At 57.8% G+C, this 22,288-nt stretch carries 20 protein-coding genes and 1 tRNA gene; 20 read left to right on the top strand and 1 reads right to left on the bottom strand.

Annotated features, from left to right (window positions below):
* Positions 1–719 precede the first annotated feature (719 nt).
* The 8 genes from sdhC (at position 720) to sucD (ending at position 10,476) form a co-directional block, all read left to right on the top strand.
* On the top strand, positions 720–1,109 hold the full coding sequence (sdhC, locus tag AC2CGI_RS19810) for a succinate dehydrogenase cytochrome b556 subunit (RefSeq protein WP_004939893.1): 390 nt from the start codon (positions 720–722) through the stop codon (positions 1,107–1,109).
* Positions 1,103–1,450 (top strand): succinate dehydrogenase membrane anchor subunit, encoded by a 348-nt coding sequence (gene sdhD, locus AC2CGI_RS19815; RefSeq protein WP_004939891.1) that lies wholly within the window; start codon positions 1,103–1,105, stop codon positions 1,448–1,450. Before sdhC ends, sdhD begins: the two co-directional genes overlap by 7 nt.
* On the top strand, positions 1,451–3,217 hold the full coding sequence (gene sdhA, locus AC2CGI_RS19820; protein ID WP_015376974.1) for a succinate dehydrogenase flavoprotein subunit: 1,767 nt from the start codon (positions 1,451–1,453) through the stop codon (positions 3,215–3,217). It abuts the gene before it with no gap.
* Positions 3,218–3,233: 16 nt separating this feature from the next.
* Complete coding sequence (locus AC2CGI_RS19825; RefSeq protein ID WP_015376975.1) at positions 3,234–3,950, top strand: succinate dehydrogenase iron-sulfur subunit; 717 nt, start codon at positions 3,234–3,236, stop codon at positions 3,948–3,950.
* Between the two features lie 275 nt (positions 3,951–4,225).
* Positions 4,226–7,033: a 2-oxoglutarate dehydrogenase E1 component gene (gene sucA, locus AC2CGI_RS19830; RefSeq protein ID WP_015376976.1), complete on the top strand. Its 2,808-nt coding sequence runs from the start codon at positions 4,226–4,228 to the stop codon at positions 7,031–7,033.
* A gap of 64 nt (positions 7,034–7,097) precedes the next feature.
* Positions 7,098–8,315 (top strand): 2-oxoglutarate dehydrogenase complex dihydrolipoyllysine-residue succinyltransferase, encoded by a 1,218-nt coding sequence (gene odhB, locus AC2CGI_RS19835; protein ID WP_015376977.1) that lies wholly within the window; start codon positions 7,098–7,100, stop codon positions 8,313–8,315.
* Between the two features lie 122 nt (positions 8,316–8,437).
* The gene (gene sucC / locus AC2CGI_RS19840) at positions 8,438–9,604 is read left to right on the top strand and encodes an ADP-forming succinate--CoA ligase subunit beta (protein ID WP_015376978.1); all 1,167 of its coding nucleotides are present in this window, start codon (positions 8,438–8,440) and stop codon (positions 9,602–9,604) included.
* Positions 9,604–10,476, top strand: coding sequence for a succinate--CoA ligase subunit alpha (gene sucD, locus AC2CGI_RS19845; RefSeq protein WP_004939878.1), 873 nt, complete (start codon positions 9,604–9,606; stop codon positions 10,474–10,476). Before sucC ends, sucD begins: the two co-directional genes overlap by 1 nt.
* Before the next feature lie 72 nt (positions 10,477–10,548).
* Here sucD and AC2CGI_RS19850 read toward each other — a convergent pair whose 3' ends face one another.
* Positions 10,549–12,447 (bottom strand): bifunctional metallophosphatase/5'-nucleotidase, encoded by a 1,899-nt coding sequence (locus AC2CGI_RS19850; protein ID WP_076740477.1) that lies wholly within the window; start codon positions 12,445–12,447, stop codon positions 10,549–10,551.
* A gap of 683 nt (positions 12,448–13,130) precedes the next feature.
* On the opposite strand from AC2CGI_RS19850, the gene cydA reads away from it, so the two are divergent.
* The 12 genes from cydA to AC2CGI_RS19910 all read left to right on the top strand — a co-directional run bounded on the left by cydA (position 13,131) and on the right by AC2CGI_RS19910 (position 22,287).
* Positions 13,131–14,699, top strand: coding sequence for a cytochrome ubiquinol oxidase subunit I (gene cydA / locus AC2CGI_RS19855; protein WP_004939873.1), 1,569 nt, complete (start codon positions 13,131–13,133; stop codon positions 14,697–14,699).
* A 14-nt stretch (positions 14,700–14,713) separates the two neighbouring features.
* Positions 14,714–15,853: a cytochrome d ubiquinol oxidase subunit II gene (gene cydB, locus AC2CGI_RS19860; RefSeq protein WP_015376980.1), complete on the top strand. Its 1,140-nt coding sequence runs from the start codon at positions 14,714–14,716 to the stop codon at positions 15,851–15,853.
* 17 nt (positions 15,854–15,870) lie between these two features.
* Positions 15,871–15,984 (top strand): cytochrome bd-I oxidase subunit CydX, encoded by a 114-nt coding sequence (gene cydX / locus AC2CGI_RS19865; RefSeq protein ID WP_004939868.1) that lies wholly within the window; start codon positions 15,871–15,873, stop codon positions 15,982–15,984.
* The gene (ybgE, locus tag AC2CGI_RS19870) at positions 15,984–16,280 is read left to right on the top strand and encodes a cyd operon protein YbgE (RefSeq protein WP_004939866.1); all 297 of its coding nucleotides are present in this window, start codon (positions 15,984–15,986) and stop codon (positions 16,278–16,280) included. Before cydX ends, ybgE begins: the two co-directional genes overlap by 1 nt.
* Before the next feature lie 130 nt (positions 16,281–16,410).
* Entirely contained in the window at positions 16,411–16,815 is a 405-nt protein-coding gene (gene ybgC, locus AC2CGI_RS19875; RefSeq protein WP_004939863.1) for a tol-pal system-associated acyl-CoA thioesterase, read from the top strand.
* Entirely contained in the window at positions 16,812–17,495 is a 684-nt protein-coding gene (gene tolQ, locus AC2CGI_RS19880) for a Tol-Pal system protein TolQ (protein ID WP_004939862.1), read from the top strand. The genes ybgC and tolQ overlap by 4 nt, the downstream gene beginning before the upstream one ends.
* Before the next feature lie 12 nt (positions 17,496–17,507).
* A complete protein-coding gene (gene tolR / locus AC2CGI_RS19885) occupies positions 17,508–17,936 on the top strand; it encodes a colicin uptake protein TolR (protein ID WP_004939859.1) in 429 nt (142 codons plus the stop codon).
* A gap of 81 nt (positions 17,937–18,017) precedes the next feature.
* Positions 18,018–19,244 (top strand): cell envelope integrity protein TolA, encoded by a 1,227-nt coding sequence (tolA, locus tag AC2CGI_RS19890; protein ID WP_015376981.1) that lies wholly within the window; start codon positions 18,018–18,020, stop codon positions 19,242–19,244.
* Between the two features lie 132 nt (positions 19,245–19,376).
* Positions 19,377–20,669 (top strand): Tol-Pal system beta propeller repeat protein TolB, encoded by a 1,293-nt coding sequence (tolB, locus tag AC2CGI_RS19895; protein WP_004939856.1) that lies wholly within the window; start codon positions 19,377–19,379, stop codon positions 20,667–20,669.
* 44 nt (positions 20,670–20,713) lie between these two features.
* Entirely contained in the window at positions 20,714–21,229 is a 516-nt protein-coding gene (pal, locus tag AC2CGI_RS19900; protein WP_004939853.1) for a peptidoglycan-associated lipoprotein Pal, read from the top strand.
* Between the two features lie 9 nt (positions 21,230–21,238).
* Positions 21,239–22,033, top strand: a complete 795-nt coding sequence (gene cpoB, locus AC2CGI_RS19905) for a cell division protein CpoB (RefSeq protein ID WP_004939852.1) — start codon at positions 21,239–21,241, stop codon at positions 22,031–22,033.
* A gap of 178 nt (positions 22,034–22,211) precedes the next feature.
* Positions 22,212–22,287 (top strand) — tRNA-Lys (locus AC2CGI_RS19910).
* The last annotated feature ends 1 nt before the right edge of the window (position 22,288 follow it).

Raw genomic sequence — 22,288 nt, forward strand, 5'->3', positions numbered from 1 at the left:
CTTAGCGCCTTATTTTAAAAACCACTAACAACTGAAATACCTTAAATCTCTGCAGGTTGCCCGCAAAAAAATGGTGCGGACGCTAACTCTGTGAGCGACTGCGCAACTGTGCGCGGGTAGGGTACAGAGTGCTGACCAGGCGAACGAGACGGGTGACCAGTTGTTAACGATTCATAGTAATTCGTTATAGTCTGTTAATCTTACCTATGAGCTGTTCGAAGAGATGTGAACCTATCCCAATAATCTGTTTTTGTGTGCTTTATTTGCTTTAGACGCCGGCAAACTCGAGCGGGAAACAACGGCTATTGGGATAGGTTCGCCAAATACACTGTTGCATAACTCGAACCCGGGAGGAAGTGTATCTGCTGACCCATAGCGCATCATAGGACCGTTTGTGCCCCTATATGTAATGGAAATGTTGATCTCTTGTCAAATCAGATAATTAATTTTGCACTAATTGTGAAATCCGTGATCTGAATCACTGTTCGGGGGAAATGTTATCAAAGCGGTTGTATGAGAATTGTAATCAGAATGTGATCCTCCTATACTGCCGCCAGGTCTCCGGATTACCCTGAAGTAGGAGCACCCAGCGTTATAAATGCGCGCCGTTTGAGCACAGAGGATGTTGATGTTTGAGCGCGTGACGTGTAAGGGTTTTAGGCTCTTAACGCTGTCTGATCCCCGCCCAGGCCCGGAGGAAGGAAAATAATAAGAGCTGTGTGGGCAAATACGTGAAAAAACAACGACCTGTCAACTTGGATCTGCAAACGATCCGGTTCCCCGTAACTGCGATAGCGTCTATCTTACACCGAGTCTCTGGCGTAATTACCTTCGTTGCCGTGGGTATCCTCCTCTGGCTGCTGGGCCTGTCACTCTCTTCCCAAGAGGGGTTCCTGCAGGCGGCCGCCATCATGAATAGCTTCATCGTCAAATTCATATTCTGGGGCATCCTCACGGCGCTGGCCTATCACATTTGCGGTGGCATCCGTCACTTGTTAATGGATTTTGGCTACATCGAAGAGAGTTTGGCCGCCGGCACCCGTTCCGCCCAGGTGGCGATCGGTCTGACCGTCGTGCTGTCAGTTCTGGCTGGAGTCCTCGTATGGTAAACAACGTTTCTGCATTAGGGCGCAACGGCGTGCACGATTGGCTGCTGCTGCGCGCTTCCGCTATCATCATTACCCTGTACGTCCTGTATATCCTGGGCTTTTTCGTCACGGCTCCGGAACTCACTTATGACATCTGGCGCGGTTTCTTCGCCACTTCCATTACGAAAGTGTTCACTCTGCTGACCCTGCTGTCGATTCTGGTGCACGCCTGGATCGGGCTGTGGCAGGTGCTGACGGACTACGTCAAGCCGCTGGCGGTTCGCCTGGTGTTGCAGCTGGCTGTCGTGGTCGCGTTGCTGGTCTATTTACTGTACGGAACAATCGTAGTGTGGGGTGCTTAAATGAAACTGCCAGTCAGAGAGTTTGATGCCGTCGTAATCGGCGCCGGCGGTGCGGGCATGCGTGCCGCGCTGCAAATTTCCCAAGCGGGCTCGACCTGTGCCCTGCTGTCCAAAGTTTTCCCGACCCGTTCCCATACCGTGTCTGCACAGGGCGGCATCACCGTCGCGCTGGGCAACAGCCACGAGGACAACTGGGAATGGCATATGTACGACACGGTGAAAGGTTCCGACTATATCGGTGACCAGGACGCCATCGAATATATGTGTAAAACCGGCCCGGAAGCGATTCTGGAACTGGAACACATGGGGCTGCCGTTCTCTCGTCTGGACGACGGCCGCATCTATCAGCGCCCGTTCGGCGGCCAGTCGCTGAACTTCGGCGGCGAGCAGGCGGCGCGTACCGCAGCCGCAGCCGACCGTACCGGCCATGCGCTGCTGCACACCCTGTATCAACAGAACCTGAAAAACCACACCACCATCTTCTCCGAGTGGTATGCGCTTGATCTGGTGAAAAACCAGGACGGCGCGGTGGTCGGCACCACGGCTATCTGCATCGAAACCGGTGAAGTGGTTTACTTCAAAGCCAAGGCCACCGTGCTGGCGACCGGCGGCGCTGGCCGCATTTACCAGTCCACCACCAACGCCCACATCAACACCGGCGACGGTGTCGGCATGGCGCTGCGCGCCGGCGTGCCGGTGCAGGACATGGAAATGTGGCAGTTCCACCCGACCGGCATCGCCGGCGCGGGCGTGCTGGTGACCGAAGGCTGCCGCGGCGAAGGCGGCTACCTGCTGAACAAGCACGGCGAGCGCTTCATGGAGCGTTATGCGCCGAACGCCAAAGATCTGGCGGGCCGCGACGTGGTTGCCCGTTCGATCATGATCGAAATCCGCGAAGGCCGCGGCTGCGACGGTCCTTGGGGCCCGCACGCCAAGCTGAAGCTGGATCACCTGGGCAAAGAGGTGCTGGAATCCCGTCTGCCGGGCATTCTGGAACTGTCCCGCACCTTCGCGCACGTCGATCCGGTGAAAGAGCCGATCCCGGTTATCCCAACCTGTCACTATATGATGGGCGGCATTCCGACCAAGGTGACCGGCCAGGCGCTGACCGTGAACGAGAAAGGTGAAGACGTGGTGATCCCGGGGCTGTTCGCCGTGGGCGAAATCGCCTGCGTATCGGTGCACGGCGCCAACCGCCTGGGCGGCAACTCGCTGCTGGATCTGGTGGTGTTCGGCCGTTCCGCCGGCATGCACCTGCAGGAATCGCTGGAAGAGCAGGGCGTGAGCCGTGACGCCAGCGACTCCGACGTGGAAGCCTCGCTGGATCGTCTGAACCGTTGGAACAACACCCGTTCCGGCGAAGACCCGGTCGAAATTCGCAAAGCGCTGCAGTCTTGCATGCAGCACAACTTCTCGGTATTCCGCGAAGGCGATGCGATGGCCAAGGGCCTGGAAGAACTGAAAGTGATCCGTGAACGTTTGAAGAACGCACGCCTGGACGATACCTCCAGCGAGTTCAACACCCAGCGCATCGAATGCCTGGAGTTGGATAACCTGATGGAGACCGCGTATTCCACCGCCGTGTCGGCCAACTTCCGTACCGAGAGCCGTGGCGCGCACAGCCGCTTCGACTATCCGGAACGCGATGACGCCAACTGGCTGTGCCATTCGCTGTATCTGCCGCAATCGGAAAGCATGACGCGCCGCGAAGTGAACATGCAACCGAAGCTGCGCCCGGCATTCCCGCCGAAAGTGCGTTCTTACTAATTGCGGAGATCGACAGATGAAACTCGAATTTTCCATTTATCGCTACAACCCGGATGTCGACGATGCCCCGCACATGCAGGACTACACCCTGGAAGCGGAAGAAGGCCGTGACATGATGCTGCTGGATGCGTTGATCCAGCTGAAAGAAAAAGACCCGACCCTGTCGTTCCGTCGCTCATGCCGCGAAGGCGTGTGCGGTTCCGACGGCCTGAACATGAACGGTAAAAACGGCCTGGCGTGCATCACTCCGGTTTCGTCGCTGCGCAAAGGCAACGGCAAGATCGTGATCCGTCCGCTGCCGGGCCTGCCGGTGGTGCGCGATCTGGTGGTGGATATGGGCCAGTTCTATACCCAATATGAAAAGATCAAGCCATACCTGCTGAACGACGGCAAGAACCCGCCGGCGCGCGAGCACCTGCAGTCGCCGGAGCAGCGCGCCAAGCTGGACGGTCTGTACGAGTGCATCCTGTGCGCCTGCTGTTCGACCTCTTGCCCATCGTTCTGGTGGAACCCGGACAAGTTCATCGGCCCAGCCGGTCTGTTGGCGGCGTATCGCTTCCTGATCGACAGCCGTGACACGGAAACGCAAGAACGTTTAGATGATCTGGACGACGCTTTTAGTGTTTTCCGCTGCCATAGCATTATGAATTGTGTCAGTGTATGTCCTAAAGGCTTGAACCCGACGCGTGCGATCGGGCATATCAAGTCCATGCTGCTGCAACGCGGCGCATAAACGGAATGAGATGCTGCGCCGGGCTCTTTTCCGGCGCACGTCCCATAGGGGAGGGAACCTCTAAAAACTGACCCGCGGCTGCGGCGCTATGCAGCCTGGTTCTTCCGCCGGTTTTTAGAGGTTCCTTGTAAGGGACCGCAAGGTCCATAACAGAACGTATCGGGCCGACATGGCCGCAAGTACGTCGAGTGAACCGTTTTACGGCAAACCGTATTCATCACGGTAATTATGTTAACCACGGCGAAAACTAAAGCTTCAAAGCTTAAGGGATCATGATGCAGAACGGCGCAATGAAGGCCTGGCTGGATTCCTCCTATCTGGCGGGCGCGAACCAGTCTTACATAGAGCAGCTCTATGAAGACTTCTTAACCGATCCGGGTTCCGTTGAAGATAGCTGGCGTTCCATTTTTCAACAGCTACCAACCGCGGGTGTCAAACCCGATCAGCTTCACTCTCAAACGCGCGATTACTTCCGCCGCCTGGCGAAAGACTCCGCGCGCTACAACACCACCATCACCGATCCGGAAACCGACGCCAAACAGGTCAAGGTACTGCAGCTGATCAACGCCTTCCGCTTCCGCGGGCATCAGCATGCCAACCTCGATCCGCTCGGCCTGTGGCAGCGCGAGCAAGTTCCTGACCTTGATCCCGCTTACCACAACCTGACCGAAGCCGATTTCCAGGAAACCTTCAACGTGGGCTCTTTCGCCATCGGCAAAGAAACCATGAAGCTGGGCGATCTGTACGCCGCGCTGAAGCAGACCTATTGCGGGTCGATCGGCGCTGAGTATATGCACATCACCAACACCGAAGAGAAACGCTGGATCCAGCAGCGCATCGAGTCGGTGGTGGGGCGCGCCAGCTTTACCGCCGACGAAAAACGCCGTTTCCTGAACGAGCTGACCGCGGCGGAGGGCCTGGAGCGCTACCTGGGCGCCAAATTCCCGGGCGCCAAACGCTTCTCGCTGGAAGGCGGCGACGCGCTGGTGCCGATGCTCAAAGAGATGGTGCGCCACGCCGGCAAGAACGGCACGCGCGAAGTGGTGTTGGGCATGGCCCACCGCGGCCGTCTGAACGTGCTGATCAACGTGCTGGGCAAAAAGCCGGCCGATCTGTTCGACGAATTCGCCGGCAAGCATAAAGAACACCTCGGCACCGGTGACGTGAAATATCACCAGGGCTTCTCCTCCGACGTGGAAACCGAAGGCGGCATGGTTCACCTGGCGCTGGCGTTCAACCCGTCGCACCTGGAGATCGTCAGCCCGGTGGTCATGGGGTCGGTACGCGCCCGTCGCGATCGTCTGGACGAAGCGCGCAGCAACATGGTGCTGCCGATCACCATCCACGGCGACGCCGCCATCACCGGCCAGGGCGTGGTTCAGGAAACCCTGAACATGTCTCAGGCTCGCGGCTACGAAGTGGGCGGCACCGTGCGCATCGTCATCAACAATCAGGTTGGTTTCACCACCTCCAACCCGCTGGATGCGCGCTCTACCGAATACTGTACCGACATCGCCAAAATGGTTCAGGCACCGATCTTCCACGTTAACGCGGACGATCCGGAAGCCGTGGCCTTCGTCACTCGCCTGGCGTTGGATTTCCGTAACACCTTTAAGCGTGACGTGATGATCGATCTGGTCTGCTACCGTCGCCATGGGCACAACGAGGCCGACGAGCCGAGCGCCACCCAGCCGGTGATGTATCAGAAGATCAAGAAACACCCTACGCCGCGCAAAATCTACGCTGACGTTCTGACCGAACAGAAAGTGGCCAGCCTGGAAGATGCCACGGAAATGGTCAACCTGTATCGTGATGCGCTCGACCGCGGCGATTGCGTGGTTGAAGAGTGGCGTCCGATGAACCTGCACTCCTTCACCTGGTCGCCGTACCTGAACCACGAGTGGGACGAAGAGTACCCGAGCAAGGTTGAGATGAAGCGCCTGCAGGAGCTGGGCCGCCGCATCAGCACCGTGCCGGAAGCGATCGAAATGCAGTCGCGCGTGGCGAAAATCTACGCGGACCGCGCCGAGATGGCCGCAGGCAACAAGCCGTTCGACTGGGGCGCCGCCGAAACGCTGGCCTACGCCACCATGGCGGATGAAGGCATTCCAATCCGCATCTCCGGTGAAGACGCCGGCCGCGGCACCTTCTTCCACCGTCACGCGGTGGTGCACAACCAGAAAAACGGTTCGGTCTACGTTCCGCTGGCGAACATCCACAGCGGCCAGGGCGAATTCAAGGTCTGGGACTCCGTGCTGTCTGAAGAAGCGGTGCTGGCGTTCGAATACGGCTACGCCACGGCGGAACCGCGCACGCTGACCATCTGGGAAGCGCAGTTCGGCGACTTCGCCAACGGCGCACAGGTCGTTATCGACCAGTTCATCAGCTCCGGCGAGCAAAAATGGGGCCGTATGTGCGGCCTGGTGATGCTGCTGCCGCACGGCTATGAAGGCCAGGGCCCTGAGCACTCTTCCGCGCGTCTGGAACGCTATCTGCAGCTGTGCGCAGAGCAGAACATGCAGGTGTGCGTCCCGTCTACGCCGGCGCAGGTTTACCATATGCTGCGTCGTCAGGCGCTGCGCGGTATGCGCCGTCCGTTGGTGGTGATGTCGCCGAAGTCGCTGCTGCGTCATCCGCTGGCGATTTCTTCGCTGGACGAGCTGGCCAACGGCACCTTCCTGCCGGCGATCGGCGAGATCGACGACTTGGATCCGAAAGCGGTCAAGCGCGTCGTGCTGTGCTCCGGCAAGGTCTACTACGACCTGCTGGAACAGCGTCGCAAGAACGAGCAGAAAGACGTGGCCATCGTGCGCATCGAGCAGCTGTATCCGTTCCCGCATCAGGCCGTGCAGGCCGTGCTGGAGCAATACTCGCACGTGCATGATTTCGTCTGGTGTCAGGAAGAGCCGCTGAACCAGGGCGCCTGGTACTGCAGCCAACACAACTTCCGTGAAGTGGTGCCGTTCGGGGCTTCTTTACGTTACGCAGGACGTCCGGCCTCCGCTTCTCCGGCGGTGGGCTATATGTCCGTACACCAGAAGCAGCAGCAGGCTCTGGTGAATGACGCGCTGAATATTGACTAATGTTCGCTCGCTTGCCGGCCGAGGGGCCGGCAAGCAGATGATAAAAAACTTAAGGGAAAGCTAAATGAGTAGCGTAGATATTCTGGTTCCTGACCTTCCTGAATCGGTTGCCGATGCGACCGTAGCCACCTGGCACAAAAAACCGGGCGACAGCGTGCAGCGTGATGAAGTCCTGGTTGAAATCGAAACCGACAAAGTGGTGTTGGAAGTGCCGGCCAGTGAAGCGGGCATTCTCGATGCTATCGTGGAAGAAGAGGGCGCGACCGTGCTGTCTCGCCAGCTGCTCGGCCGCATTCGCCCAGGCGACAGCTCCGGCAAACCGACCGCCGAGAAGAGCCAGGAGAAAGAGTCCACGCCTGCACAGCGCGCGACCGCGAGCCTGGAAGAAGAAAGCAATGACGCGCTCAGCCCGGCGATTCGCCGCCTGATCGCCGAACATGACCTCGATGCCGGCGCCATCAAAGGCACCGGCGTGGGTGGCCGCATCACCCGTGAAGACGTGGAAGCGCACCTGGCCAAAGGCGGCGCCGCCGCCAAACCGGCCGCCGCCGCTGAAGCCGCACCGCAGCCGGCTCTGGCCGGCCGCAGCGAAAAACGCGTGCCGATGACCCGCCTGCGCAAACGCGTCGCCGAGCGTCTGCTGGAAGCGAAGAACAGCACCGCGATGCTGACCACCTTCAACGAAATCAACATGCAGCCGATCATGGATCTGCGCAAGCAGTACGGCGAAGCCTTCGAGAAACGCCACGGCGTGCGTCTGGGCTTCATGTCCTTCTACATCAAGGCGGTGGTTGAAGCGCTGAAGCGTTTCCCGGAAGTGAACGCGTCGATCGACGGTTCCGACGTGGTTTACCACAACTACTTCGACATCAGCATCGCGGTTTCTACCCCGCGCGGCTTGGTGACGCCGGTACTGCGCGATGTAGACGCCATGAGCATGGCTGACATCGAGAAGAAAATCAAAGAGCTGGCCGTTAAGGGCCGCGACGGCAAACTGACCGTGGAAGAGCTGACCGGCGGTAACTTCACCATTACCAACGGCGGCGTATTCGGCTCGCTGATGTCCACCCCGATCATCAACCCGCCGCAGAGCGCCATCCTGGGCATGCACGCCATCAAAGATCGCCCAATGGCGGTCAATGGTCAGGTGGTGATCCAGCCGATGATGTATCTGGCGCTGTCTTATGACCACCGCCTGATCGACGGTAAGGAATCCGTCGGTTATCTGGTGACGGTCAAAGAGATGCTGGAAGATCCGGCTCGTCTGCTGCTGGACGTCTAGTAACCCTTGCCGGGCGCGGCGTGCCGCGCCCGCACTCTGTGCTATGTGGCCGGAAAACCATGCGGTTTACCGCGTAATAATGGTCCGGCTAAAAACCTTCAGAACTGAATGGATAGAACATCATGAATTTACACGAATATCAGGCAAAACAGCTGTTTGCTCGGTATGGCATGCCGGCACCGACCGGTTACGCCTGTACCACTCCGCGTGAAGCAGAAGAAGCCGCATCCAAAATCGGCTCCGGCCCGTGGGTGGTGAAATGTCAGGTTCATGCTGGCGGCCGCGGTAAAGCGGGCGGCGTTAAAGTCGTCAACAGCAAAGAAGATATCCGTGCTTTCGCGGAAGCCTGGTTGGGCAAGCGTCTGGTGACTTACCAGACTGACGCGCTGGGCCAGCCGGTTAACCAGATCCTGGTTGAAGCGGCGACCGACATCGATAAAGAACTGTACCTGGGCGCCGTCGTAGACCGCGCGACCCGTCGCATCGTATTCATGGCGTCTACCGAAGGCGGCGTGGAAATCGAGAAAGTGGCGGAAGAAACCCCAGAACTGATCCACAAAATGACCATCGATCCGCTGGCGGGTCCACAGCCTTATCAGGGCCGTGAGCTGGCCTTCAAACTGGGCCTGACCGGCAAGCAAGTCAGCCAGTTCGCCAAGATTTTCATGGGCCTGGCGACGCTGTTCCTGGAGCGCGACCTGGCGATGGTTGAGATCAACCCGCTGGTGATCACCAAGCAGGGCGATCTGGTGTGCCTGGACGGCAAACTGGGCGCCGACGGCAACGCCCTGTTCCGTCAGCCTGAACTGCGTGAAATGCGTGACCCTTCCCAGGAAGACGAGCGTGAATCCCGTGCGGCTCAGTGGGAGCTGAACTACGTTGCCCTCGACGGCAACATCGGCTGCATGGTGAACGGCGCCGGTCTGGCGATGGGCACCATGGACATCGTTAAACTGCACGGCGGCGAACCGGCCAACTTCCTGGACGTTGGCGGCGGCGCGACCAAAGAGCGCGTGACCGAAGCGTTCAAAATCATCCTGTCCGACGACAAGGTGAAAGCGGTTCTGGTTAACATCTTCGGTGGTATCGTACGTTGCGATCTGATCGCTGACGGCATCATCGGCGCAGTGGCTGAAGTGGGCGTTAACGTCCCGGTCGTGGTGCGCCTGGAAGGGAACAACGCCGAACTGGGCGCCAAGAAACTGGCGGACAGCGGCCTGAATATCATTGCTGCGACCAGCCTGACTGATGCGGCTCAGCAAGTTGTTGCAGCAGTGGAGGGTAAATAATGTCCATCTTAATCGATAAAAACACCAAAGTAATTTGCCAGGGCTTCACCGGTAGCCAGGGGACTTTCCACTCCGAACAAGCTATCGCTTACGGCACCAAAATGGTTGGCGGCGTCACTCCAGGCAAAGGCGGCACTCAGCACCTGGGGCTGCCGGTGTTCAACACCGTGCGCGAAGCGGTTGAAGCGACCGGCGCGACGGCCTCTGTCATCTACGTTCCAGCGCCGTTCTGCAAAGACTCCATTCTGGAAGCGATCGATGCCGGCATCAAATTGATCATCACCATCACCGAAGGCATCCCGACCCTGGACATGCTGACCGTGAAAGTGAAGCTGGACGAAGCCGGCGTGCGCATGATCGGGCCGAACTGCCCAGGCGTGATCACCCCGGGCGAGTGCAAAATCGGCATCATGCCTGGCCACATCCACCTGCCGGGCAAAGTGGGCATCGTTTCCCGCTCCGGCACCCTGACCTATGAAGCGGTGAAACAAACCACCGATGCCGGTCTGGGCCAGTCCACCTGCGTGGGCATCGGCGGCGACCCGATCCCGGGCTCCAACTTCATCGATATCCTGAAGATGTTCCAACAGGATCCGCAGACCGAAGCAATCGTGATGATCGGTGAGATCGGCGGCAGCGCTGAAGAAGAAGCGGCGGCTTACATCAAAGAACACGTCACCAAACCGGTTGTCGGCTACATCGCCGGCGTGACCGCGCCGAAAGGCAAGCGTATGGGCCACGCAGGCGCCATCATCGCCGGCGGCAAAGGCACGGCGGACGAGAAGTTTGCTGCGCTGGAAGCGGCGGGCGTGAAAACCGTTCGCAGCCTGGCGGACATCGGCGATGCGGTAAAAGCGGTGCTGAAGCGCTAAGAACCTAGTACGAAATAACAATATCTCGACATGTTTGGCCACCCATTGGGTGGCCTTTTTTATGGGCGAAACTCAGAAAACGTTGAGCGCCTTGATCAGCGCGATCCGATCCTGCAGGCGGCGCTGCTGCACCGGATCCGCGGCGGCTTGCCGCTGCTGCTCCAGCGAGGCGAGGGCGGCGCGGTAATCGTCGGCGTTGCGGAACAGCGCGTCTTTGACGTTGATCGAGGCGACGTTGGTGTAGCGGCCATCGTCGGTGGTCGGCACCTGAATAACGCCTTCATTCAGCAGCCGTTTAACGATCGCCCGCTGCGGTTCGTATCCCTCCATGCCGATCAGTTTCCAGCGCTGCGGCGGCACGCCCTGGTATTGGCCGTGTTTCACTTCCGTCAGGTAGCGCAGGGCCAGGTGGCGAATGGTGCCTTCTTCTTCACCGTACTGCGCTTTGCTGTCGAACAGCACCGGGAAGGATTGCCCTTCCAGCGCGCCGCCCTTTTGCGTCAGGTGGCCCATACGGTAACTGTTCATGCCCAGACGGATCGGCATGTCGTCCGTGACCGGCGTGCCGTCCGCCAGATGCAGATCGACGATGCGTGAACCGGCGGGTTGGCGCAGATCAATGGTATAGGTGACGCCATCGAAGAAATCGTTGGTGGAATATTTGGACGAACGCCGCGCCGGGTTAAAGCTGTAGGTGACGTCGCCCGGCTGCAACTGATTGAAGTAGCCGGCGGACCACTCCATGTAGCGTTTAAGCGCTTTACCGTTAAGCTGATAAACGGTGATCTCGCCACCGGCGTATTGGTAGTTAAAGGCGATATCCTTGGCCTTGATGTCGCCGACGTCCAGTTTGGCGCGATCGTTGTCGATCTGCAGGGCGATCACCTGCGCCAGCGGCGCATAGTGCCGGGCGGCCTGTTGGAACAGCGCGCTGATGCCGGTGTCCTGCACGTGCACCTGAGGAATGCCGCGGAACTCGTCGGCAGGCACCAGATCGCTGCCGCTCAGCTTCGCTACCACCCGGTTGGCGTTGGCGCGCAAAATGTCATGATACGGCTGGTAGAGAGCCTGCATGGCGCTGTCCGGCGTCAGCCCTTTGATCGGGTAGGTGTAGCTGTTTTTGTCGATCAGCGTGAATTTGCCGTCGCGGCGTTCAAATTGCAGATCGATGCGTGACAGCGCGCGGCCGTATTTGTCCGGTTCGGTGATGATGACGCCGTTGACCACCGCCTTGTCGATCTTCACATGCATGTGGCCGGCGACGATTGCCGCCAGTTCCGGGTTGGCGTTGGCAATGTCGGCCACGCCGGTGCCCGGGCGCTGGTTCTCGTTGTCGATGCCCATATGCGCCACCAGTACGATGGCGTCGACCTGGCCGTCGATTTGTTTGATGACCTGTTTCACCGCCTGCACCGGATCGGTGAAGTTCAGCCCTTTGATGCGATCGGTGCCCTTGGCGAATTCAGCGGTCATCGGCGTGTCCATGCCGATAATGCCGATCTTCACGCCCTGACGTTCGAGGATGGTGTAGGCCGGCAGATAAGGCTTGCCGTTGTCCCAGACGATGTTGCCCGCCAGCGCCGCGCCCTTGAACTGCTTGAGCGGGGTGGTCAGCACCGGCAGGCCGAAGTCGAACTCGTGATTGCCCATCACCCAGACGTCGTAATTGAGCGCATTGAGGCCCAGCATCATCGGGCTGATGGCCTCATGCTTGAAGGTTTCAACGAAGTTGCCCTGAATAGTGTCGCCGGCGTCCACCAGGATCAGGTTAGGCTGCTCGGCGCGCACCTTTTTGACCTGAGTGGCTATCTGGCTCAGGCTGCCCGCCAGGTTTTCCGTGTCGCTGGCGTAGTCCCAGGGCACGAAGGTGCCGTGCAGATCGGAGGTGCCCAGCAGGGTGATGTTTACCGTTTCGGCGGCCATGGCGTTTCCCGAGAGTCCCAAGACAGAGGCAAAGATGATTTTTTTCATAACTTATTGTCACTCAATGGAATTTTAACATAAGTGGTCATTTTGCTACAAAATCGCAACCTTTACGATCCCATCGCGAGAAATAGACTAATATTGGAGAGAGATTTGTTGTTTTGTGACTGCAATCACTGTCACGGCTTAATGGAAATAAAAGGTTAATTATGTCGCAGAATAAGCGCGTAATAATACAATGGCGGCTCTTTTAAATTACATTTATTTAACACAAAAATATCATTAAAAAACAATTAAACCATTGCGCAACATGCCCTCAAGAAAAATAGGCGAAATGTGCTGATGAATATGGAAATAATATGCGGATAGGCTTAAATTGTCTCAGATCAAATTAGCCCGAAGTACCTCTTTCGGCTAAGATTTGACCTGTAACCAAAAGTCCAACCCACGTCACGTAAAAACCTATTTATTGTGTGGGATTGGGCGAGTATCATCCATGTTGTGATTATGGATGGTTGATCTTGTTGCATTTGTTACCCGTTGTCGGTTTTCAGTGGCGTGCTTGTCGGCGGCCCGAGGGGCTATTGGCCGAGTGTGCGGTTGAAAGCGGAGAAGCTGGATCAAATTTGTTGTGTTTAAGGGCATTCACTGCGGGGCGTTACTGGCGGCTTTGAAAGAAGTATGCCGATAACCGCGTGTCGGAGTCTTCCTGCGAGGAGCAAGGAGTCAAGATGTTTGATATTGTCGAACTGTCGCGCTTACAGTTTGCTTTAACGGCGATGTACCATTTCTTATTTGTCCCATTAACGCTCGGTATGGCGTTCTTGCTGGCAATTATGGAAACGGTATATGTCCTGTCTGGCAAACAAATCTATAAAGACATGACCAAATTCTGGGGAAAGTTATTTGCGATTAACTTTGCTCTGGGTGTGGCCACCGGTTTGACCATGGAGTTCCAGTTCGGGACTAACTGGTCGTATTTCTCTCACTACGTCGGCGATATCTTCGGGGCCCCACTGGCCATCGAAGGTCTGATGGCGTTCTTCCTTGAATCGACGCTGGTCGGCCTGTTCTTCTTCGGCTGGGATCGTCTGAGCAAGGTGCAGCACATGGCGGTAACCTGGTTCGTGGCCCTCGGCTCAAACCTGTCCGCGCTGTGGATCCTGGTCGCCAACGGCTGGATGCAGAACCCGATCGCGTCGGATTTCAACTTCGAAACCATGCGCATGGAGATGGTCAGCTTCTCCGAGCTGGTGCTTAACCCGGTTGCGCAGGTGAAATTCGTTCACACCGTGGCTGCAGGCTACACCACCGGCGCCATGTTCGTGCTGGGCATCAGCGCTTACTACCTGCTGAAGGGCCGCGACATCGCTTTCGCCAAACGCTCCTTCGCCATCGCCGCCAGCTTCGGCATGGCTGCGGTGCTGTCGGTGATCGTGCTGGGTGACGAATCCGGTTACGAAATGGGCGACGTACAGAAAACCAAACTGGCCGCCATCGAAGCGGAGTGGGATACCCAGCCGGCACCGGCGTCCTTCACCCTGTTCGGCATTCCCGATCAGGACAAGATGGAAAACTCCTTCTCTATTCAGATCCCGTATGCGCTTGGCCTGATCGCCACGCGTTCCACCGACACGCAGGTCACTGGCCTGAAAGATTTGCTGGCGCAACATGAAGTGCGCATCCGCAACGGCATGAAAGCCTACCAGCTGCTGGAAGAGCTGCGCGGCGGCAATACCGATCCTGCGGTGCGTGCGGAATTCAACAAAACCAAGCAAGACCTGGGCTACGGCATGCTGCTGAAGCGTTATACCCCGAACGTCAGCGACGCGACGGAAGCGCAGATCCAGCAGGCGACCAAGGACTCCATTCCACGCGTGGCGCCGCTGTACTTCGCCTTCCGCATCATGGTGGCCTGTGGCGTGCTGATGCTGCTGATTATCGGCCTGTCCTTCCTGAGCGTGGTGCGCGGCCGCATCGGCCAGAAGAAATGGCTGTTGCGTGCGGCGCTGTATGGCCTGCCGCTGCCGTGGATCGCGGTAGAAGCCGGCTGGTTCGTGGCGGAATACGGCCGTCAACCGTGGGCGATTGGTGAGGTGCTGCCGACTGCAGTCGCCAACTCTTCGCTGACCGCGGGCGACATTCTGTTCTCGATGGGGCTGATTTGCGGCTTGTACACCCTGTTCCTGGTGGCTGAAATGTACCTGATGTTCAAGTTTGCGCGTCTGGGTCCAAGCAGCCTGAAAACCGGCCGCTACCACTTTGAACAACCGACTGCCGCCGTGCAGGAAGCGCGCTAAACAGGAGTCCACGTATGTTTGACTATGAAGTACTGCGATTTATCTGGTGGGTGCTGGTTGGCGTACTGCTGATCGGCTTCGCCGTCACCGACGGTTTCGACATGGGCGTCGGCATCCTGGTGCGCATCATCGGTAAAACCGATACCGAGCGCCGGGTGATGATCAACTCCATCGCCCCGCACTGGGACGGTAACCAGGTGTGGCTGATCACCGCCGGCGGCGCGCTGTTCGCCGCCTGGCCGATGGTCTACGCAGCGGCCTTCTCGGGCTTCTACGTCGCCATGATCCTGGTGCTGGCGGCCTTGTTCTTCCGCCCGGTCGGTTTTGACTACCGTTCCAAGCTGGAGAGCAGCCGCTGGCGCAACATGTGGGACTGGGGCATCTTCATCGGTTCCTTCGTGCCTGCGTTGGTATTCGGCGTGGCGTTCGGCAACCTGCTGCAGGGCGTGCCGTTCCATGTGGACGAATACCTGCGTCTGTTCTACACCGGCAACTTCTTCCAACTGCTGAATCCGTTCGGTCTGTTGGCAGGCGTGGTCAGTCTGACCATGCTGGTCACTCAGGGCGCGACCTACCTGCAGATGCGCACCACCGGCGAGATCCACCTGCGGTCACGCGCCGCAGCGCAGATCGCGACGCTGATCATGGCGGTATGCTTCCTGCTGGCGGGTGTGTGGCTGGTGAAAGGCATCGACGGCTACGTGATCACTTCGGCGCTGGACACCATGGCGGAATCCAACCCGCTGCGTAAAGAAGTGGCGCATCAGGCCGGCGCATGGCTGATCAACTTCAACAAGTATCCGCTGCTGTGGGCCTTGCCTGCACTGGGCGTGGTGCTGCCGTTGTTCACCATCCTGTTCTCGCGTCTGGAGAAAGGCGCGCTGGCGTTCGTCACTTCGTCGCTGACCATCGCCTGCGTCATCCTCACCGCCGGGGTCACCATGTTCCCGTTCGTGATGCCGTCCAGCACCGTGCCTAACGTCAGCCTGACCATGTGGGACGCGACGTCGAGCCTCTTGACGCTGAAAGTGATGACCGTCGTGGCGGCGATCTTCGTGCCTATCGTTTTGGCGTACACCAGCTGGTCGTACTACAAAATGTTCGGTCGTCTCGACAAGAACTACATCGAAAACAACAAGCATTCGCTGTACTAAGGATAAGGAGCTAAACCATGTGGTATTTTGCCTGGATTCTCGGAACGCTTCTTGCCTGCGCCTTCGGCATCATCACGGCGCTGGCGCTTGAGCAGAGCGAAGCGACCAAAGCTCAGCAAGACGGTAAGTAATGAGCTCGTCCGTGATTGACAAGCTGTACGCTGTCACCGACAAGGGCCCGGTTCGGGCCCTTTCCCTGGTGCTGGCGTTGATTTTGGCGGGGTGCGTGTTCTGGGATCCGACGCGTTTCGCCGCCAAAACCAGCTCGCTGGAGATTTGGGAAGGGCTGTTGCTGATTTGGGCCGTATGTGCCGGAGTGATCCACGGTTTCGGATTCCGCCCGCAGCGCAGCGTCTGGCGCGCTTTTTTCGCGCCGCTTCCTGCAATTGTGATCTTGTGCGCAGGATTACTTTACGTTTCTTTATAATCTCCCTGATGTCCCCACGTTATGGGCCCTCACGGCCCATAATTATTTTCATTCCCATCTTGTAACCCATTCCCAACCCGATCCGTCTTGCGTATAGTAGCAGCGTTAAATTGCATTGCTGGGAAGTAGAGTGAGTAATACGTTGTTTCGATGGCCGGTTCGCGTTTACTACGAGGATACCGATGCCAGTGGTGTGGTCTATCACGCCCGCTACGTCGCCTTTTTTGAAAGAGCGCGCACAGAGATGCTGCGTCAGCACAACTTTCATCAACAGCAGCTGCTCAGTGAACAAGTCGCTTTTGTCGTCCGGCGCATGACGGTGGATTATCTGGCTCCGGCTCGTCTCGACGAGCAACTGGAGGTCCAGAGTGAAATCACCTCTCTGCGCGGGGCTTCTCTCACGTTTGCTCAACGCATTGTCAATTCTGACGGGGCCCTACTGAGCCAGGCAGATGTCCTGATTGCCTGTATTGATCCACACCAAATGAAGCCAAGAGCGCTTCCTAAGTCTATTGTCGCGGAGTTTAAGCAGTGACTGACATGAACATCCTAGATTTATTCTTGAAGGCGAGCCTGCTGGTTAAGCTTATCATGTTGATTTTGATATGCTTCTCGGTAGCCTCTTGGGCGATCATCATTCAGCGCACCCGCATCCTCAATGCGGCGACGCGTGACGCCGAAGCCTTTGAAGACAAATTCTGGTCCGGTATCGAGCTTTCCCGTCTGTACCAGGAAAGTCAGGCGCGTCGCGATAGCCTGACCGGTTCCGAGCAGATCTTCCATTCCGGGTTCAAAGAGTTCGCCCGTCTGCACCGCGCCAACAATCATGCGCCGGAGTCGGTGATCGAAGGGGCGTCGCGCGCGATGCGCATTTCGATGAACCGCGAGCTGGAAACGCTGGAAACCCATATTCCGTTCCTCGGCACCGTCGGTTCTATCAGCCCGTACATCGGCCTGTTCGGCACCGTGTGGGGGATCATGCACGCCTTTATCGCGCTGGGCGCGGTGAAGCAAGCCACGCTGCAGATGGTGGCGCCGGGTATCGCCGAAGCGCTGATCGCCACCGCGATCGGTCTGTTCGCCGCCATCCCGGCGGTAATGGCCTACAACCGTCTCAACCAGCGCGTCAACAAGCTTGAGCAGAATTACGACAACTTTATGGAAGAGTTCACCGCTATTCTGCATCGTCAGGCCTTCTCCAGCGACAGCAAATAAGTAGGAGGTAGCATGGCGAGAGTACGTGGACGTAGTCGGCGTGAGCTGAAGTCCGAAATTAACATCGTTCCGCTGCTCGACGTGTTGCTGGTGCTGCTGCTGATTTTTATGGCAACCGCGCCAATCATCACGCAGAGCGTGGAGGTTGACCTGCCGGACGCCACCGATTCCAAGACGGTGTCCAGCGATGACAATCCGCCGGTGATCCTCGAGGTTTCCGGCGTAGGTCAATACACCCTGGTGGTGGATCACAACCGTATGGAGCTGCTGCCGCCTGAGCAAGTCGCGGCCGAAGCCAAGTCGCGTTTGGCGGCTAACCCGAAAACGGTCTTTTTGATCGGCGGTGCGAAGGAAGTCCCTTACGATGAGATTATCAAGGCATTGAATATTCTCCATCAGGCGGGCGTGGCTTCCGTGGGGCTGATGACCCAGCCGATCTGACCGTAAGGCCAACGGCAACCCGGTTCCTGCGCTGCGGCCCAGGAACCCCGTATAAGCAACACCAGTTTTTGGGAATCTATTTTGGTAAAGGCAACTGAGCAAAACGATAAGCTGAACCGCGCCGTTATTGTTTCGGTCGTTCTGCACTTCATATTGATTGCCCTGCTGATTTGGGGATCGCTGCAGGAAAAGGTCGACATGGGCGCCGGCGGCGGTGGCGATGGCACCGTGGTCGGTGCGGTGATGGTCGATCCCGGCGCGGTGGTGGAGCAGTACAACCGCCAGCAGCAGCAGAGCAACGATGCGCAGCGTGCCGAAAAGCAGCGCCAGAAAAAAGCGGAGCAACAGGCCGAAGAGCTTCAGCAGAAGCAGGCGGAGCAGCAACAGCGCCTGAAAGAGCTGGAGAAAGAGCGTTTGGCGGCGCAGGAGAAAGCCGCGCAGGACGCCAAGGCGCAGGCTGAGCAACAGCAGAAGGCGGCGGAGCAGCAAAAACAGGCCGCCGAGCAGCAAAAAGCGGCGGAAGCCGCCGCAGCCAAGGCCAAAGAGCAACAGAAGGTCGCCGAAGCCGCTGCCGCCAAGGCGAAGGCCGAAGCGGACAAGGTCGCCAAGGCGCAGGCGGAAGCCCAGAAGAAAGCCGAAGCGGAAGCCAAGAAAGAAGCGGCTGCTGCCGCCGCCGCCAAGAAACAGGCGGAAGAGGCGAAGAAAGCCGCCGCCGCCGCGGCAGAAAAGAAAGCCGCAGAGGCCGCGGAGAAGAAAGCGGCCGCTGAAGCTGAGAAAAAAGCCGCAGCGGAAGCCGAGAAGAAGGCTGCCGCCGAGGCAGAGAAGAAAGCGGCGGCCGAGAAAGCCGCTGCCGCCAAGAAAGCCGCTGCGGACGCCAAGAAGAAGGCCGCCGCCGAGGCTGCGAAGCAGTCGGCGGAAGTTGATGACCTGTTTGGTGGCCTGGCGGACGGCAAGAACGCGCCGAAAGGCGGCGGTGCCAAATCGAAGGGCGACGGTAAACCGGCCGGGCAGGGCAATGCCAAGACGGCTGGCGCCAGCGGGGCGGATATCAGCGGTTATATGGGGCAGATTCAAGGGGCGATTCAGAGCAAGTTCTATGACGCCAGTTCGTTCGCCGGCAAAACCTGCGACCTGCGTATCAAGCTGGCGCCGGACGGCCTGCTGATAAGCGTACAAGCAGCGGGGGGCGATCCTGCTCTGTGTCAAGCTGCGGTGTCTGCCGCCAAGTTGGCGCATATACCGAAGCCGCCGAGCGATGCCGTTTATCAGCACTTTAAGAATTCTATACTTGAATTCAAGCCGCAATAACGGTTGATTGAGTGAGTGATATCACAGGGATGTACTAAGGTAACCAACAGGGATTATGTAGTTTTACGTAAGTTGGTTTGTTAAAATTCTGCTAATTTATCGCAGGCATCCCGCCTGGATAAGGGAGATGAGATGAAGCAGGCATTTCGAGTAGCGCTAGGTTTTTTAATTCTGTGGGCGTCCGTGTTGCACGCGGAAGTTCGCATTGAAATCACCCAAGGGGTCGACTCCGCTCGCCCGATTGGCGTGGTGCCGTTTAAATGGGCGGGCCCAGGCACGCCGCCGGAAGATATCGGCAAGATTGTCGGTGCGGATCTGCGCAACAGCGGCAAATTCAACCCGATCGACGTGGCGCGCATGCCGCAGCAACCCACCTCCGCGTCTGAAGTGACGCCGGCGGCCTGGACTGCATTGGGCATCGACGCCGTGGTTGTCGGCCAGGTTCAACCTGGCGCCGACGGCAGCTATCTGATCTCCTACCAGCTGGTGGACACCTCGGGTTCGCCGGGCACCGTATTGGCGCAGAACCAGTATAAAGTGACCAAACAGTGGTTGCGTTATTCTGCCCATACCGCCAGCGACGAAGTGTTCGAGAAGCTGACCGGTATCAAGGGCGCGTTCCGCACCCGTATCGCCTACGTGGTGCAGACCAACGGCGGGAAATTCCCGTACGAGCTGCGCGTAGCGGATTACGACGGTTACAACCAGTTCACGGTGCACCGTTCGCCTGAGCCGCTGATGTCGCCGGCCTGGTCGCCGGACGGCAGCAAACTGGCTTACGTGACCTTCGAGAGCGGCCGCTCTGCGCTGGTGGTGCAGACCCTGGCTAACGGCGCTATCCGCCAGATCGCCTCGTTCCCGCGCCACAACGGTGCGCCGGCGTTCTCGCCGGACGGCAGCAAGCTGGCCTTCGCGCTGTCCAAGAGCGGCAGCCTGAACCTGTACGTGATGAACCTCGGCTCCGGCCAGATCACGCAGCTGACCGATGGCCGCAACAACAACACCGAACCGACCTGGTTCCCGGATGGCCAGTCTCTGGCGTTTACCTCCGACCAGGGCGGGCGTCCGCAGATTTATAAAATCAGCGCCAGCGGCGGTGCCGCACAGCGTCTGACGTGGGAAGGCTCTCAGAACCAGGATTCTGAAGTCAGCTCCGACGGTAAATTCCTGGTGATGGTGAGCACCAACAGTGGTGCACAACACATCGCCAAACAAGATCTTGGATCGGGCGCCGTTCAGGTTTTGACCGGCACCTTCCTGGATGAAACGCCTAGTATTGCGCCAAACGGCACCATGGTGATCTATAGCTCCACGCAAGGTATGGGCTCCGTGCTGCAGTTGGTGTCAACTGATGGGCGTTTCAAAGCGCGTCTTCCGGCAACTGATGGACAGGTCAAATTCCCTGCCTGGTCGCCGTATCTGTGATGCATGTGTAAATATGTATGGCAAACTATAAAAGGATCAAAGAAATGCAACTGAACAAAGTGCTGAAAGGGCTTCTGCTGGCACTGCCAGTTCTGGCTGTAGCAGCTTGTAGTTCTAACAAAAGCGCGAACAACGACCAATCTGGTATGGGCGCTGGCGCCGGCACTGGTATGGAAAACGGCAGCAGCAACCTGTCTTCCGAAGAACAAGCTCGTCTGCAGATGCAAGAACTGCAGAAGAACAACATCGTTTACTTCGGCCTGGACAAGTATGACGTAAGCTCCGAATTCGCTCAGATGCTGGACGCGCACGCTGCATTCCTGCGTAACAACCCGTCTTACAAAGTGACCGTTGAAGGCCACGCTGACGAACGCGGCACGCCGGAATACAACATCGCTCTGGGTGAGCGTCGTGCTAACGCCGTTAAAATGTACCTGCAAGGTAAAGGCGTTTCCGCTGACCAGATCTCTATCGTTTCTTACGGTAAAGAAAAACCAGCAGTACTGGGCCACGACGAAGCGGCTTATGCTAAAAACCGTCGTGCCGTTCTGGTTTACTAAGAGAATCGCATGAACAGTAACTTCAGACGTCACCTGTTGAGTCTGTCGTTACTGGTTGGCGTAGCGGCCCCTTGGGCCGCTACTGCCCAAGCGCCAATCAGTAATGTCGGCTCCGGCTCGGTCGAAGACCGTGTCACCTCGCTTGAGCGCATCAGCAATGCTCAAGGCCAGCTTTTAAACCAACTCCAGCAGCAACTCTCTGACAATCAACGCGACATTGATTCTCTCCGTGGGCAAATCCAGGAAAGCCAGTATCAGTTGAATCAGGTCGTTGAACGCCAGAAGCAAATCTATCAACAGATGGATAGCCTCAGCCAGGGCGGCGCTCAGAGCGCCTCTGCGGCAGCGGGCGCTGCCGGCGGGGCAGCCGCAGGCGCATCTTCCGATGCGGGCAGCAGCGCGCCTGCAGCCGCTTCTGCAACGCCAAGTGGCGGTGATGAGAACAGTGACTACAACGCCGCTGTTTCTCTGGCGCTGGAAAAAAAACAGTATGACCAGGCGATTTCCGCCTTTCAGTCCTTCGTAAAACAGTACCCGAAGTCTACTTACCAGCCCAACGCCAACTATTGGCTGGGCCAGTTGTTCTACAACAAGGGTAAAAAAGACGATGCGGCCTATTATTTTGCGGTGGTGGTGAAGAATTACGCTAAATCACCGAAGGCGCCGGACGCCATGTACAAGGTGGGTATCATCATGCAGGAAAAAGGGCAGGCTGATAAAGCCAAAGCCGTGTTCCAGCAGGTGATTAAACAATACCCAACCAGTGCGGCGGCCAAGCAGGCGAAAAGTCGCGTAGGCGGTTAACGGTTAGAAAAATGAGCCCAGAAGTTAGTCGATTTGACCGATTTCTGGGCTCATTCGCGTGAAGAACAAGCAGTTGAACGCATCAGTAAAAAATTTAGGTTGCGCTGCCAAGATAAATTAGTAATATATGCCGCCGTTGCCAAGACATCTTGCAAGATGTTAAAGCGGCAGGGAAATTGGGTCGTTAGCTCAGTTGGTAGAGCAGTTGACTTTTAATCAATTGGTCGCAGGTTCGAATCCTGCACGACCCACCAA

Source organism: Serratia sp. LSHTC3 (genome assembly GCF_057197125.1).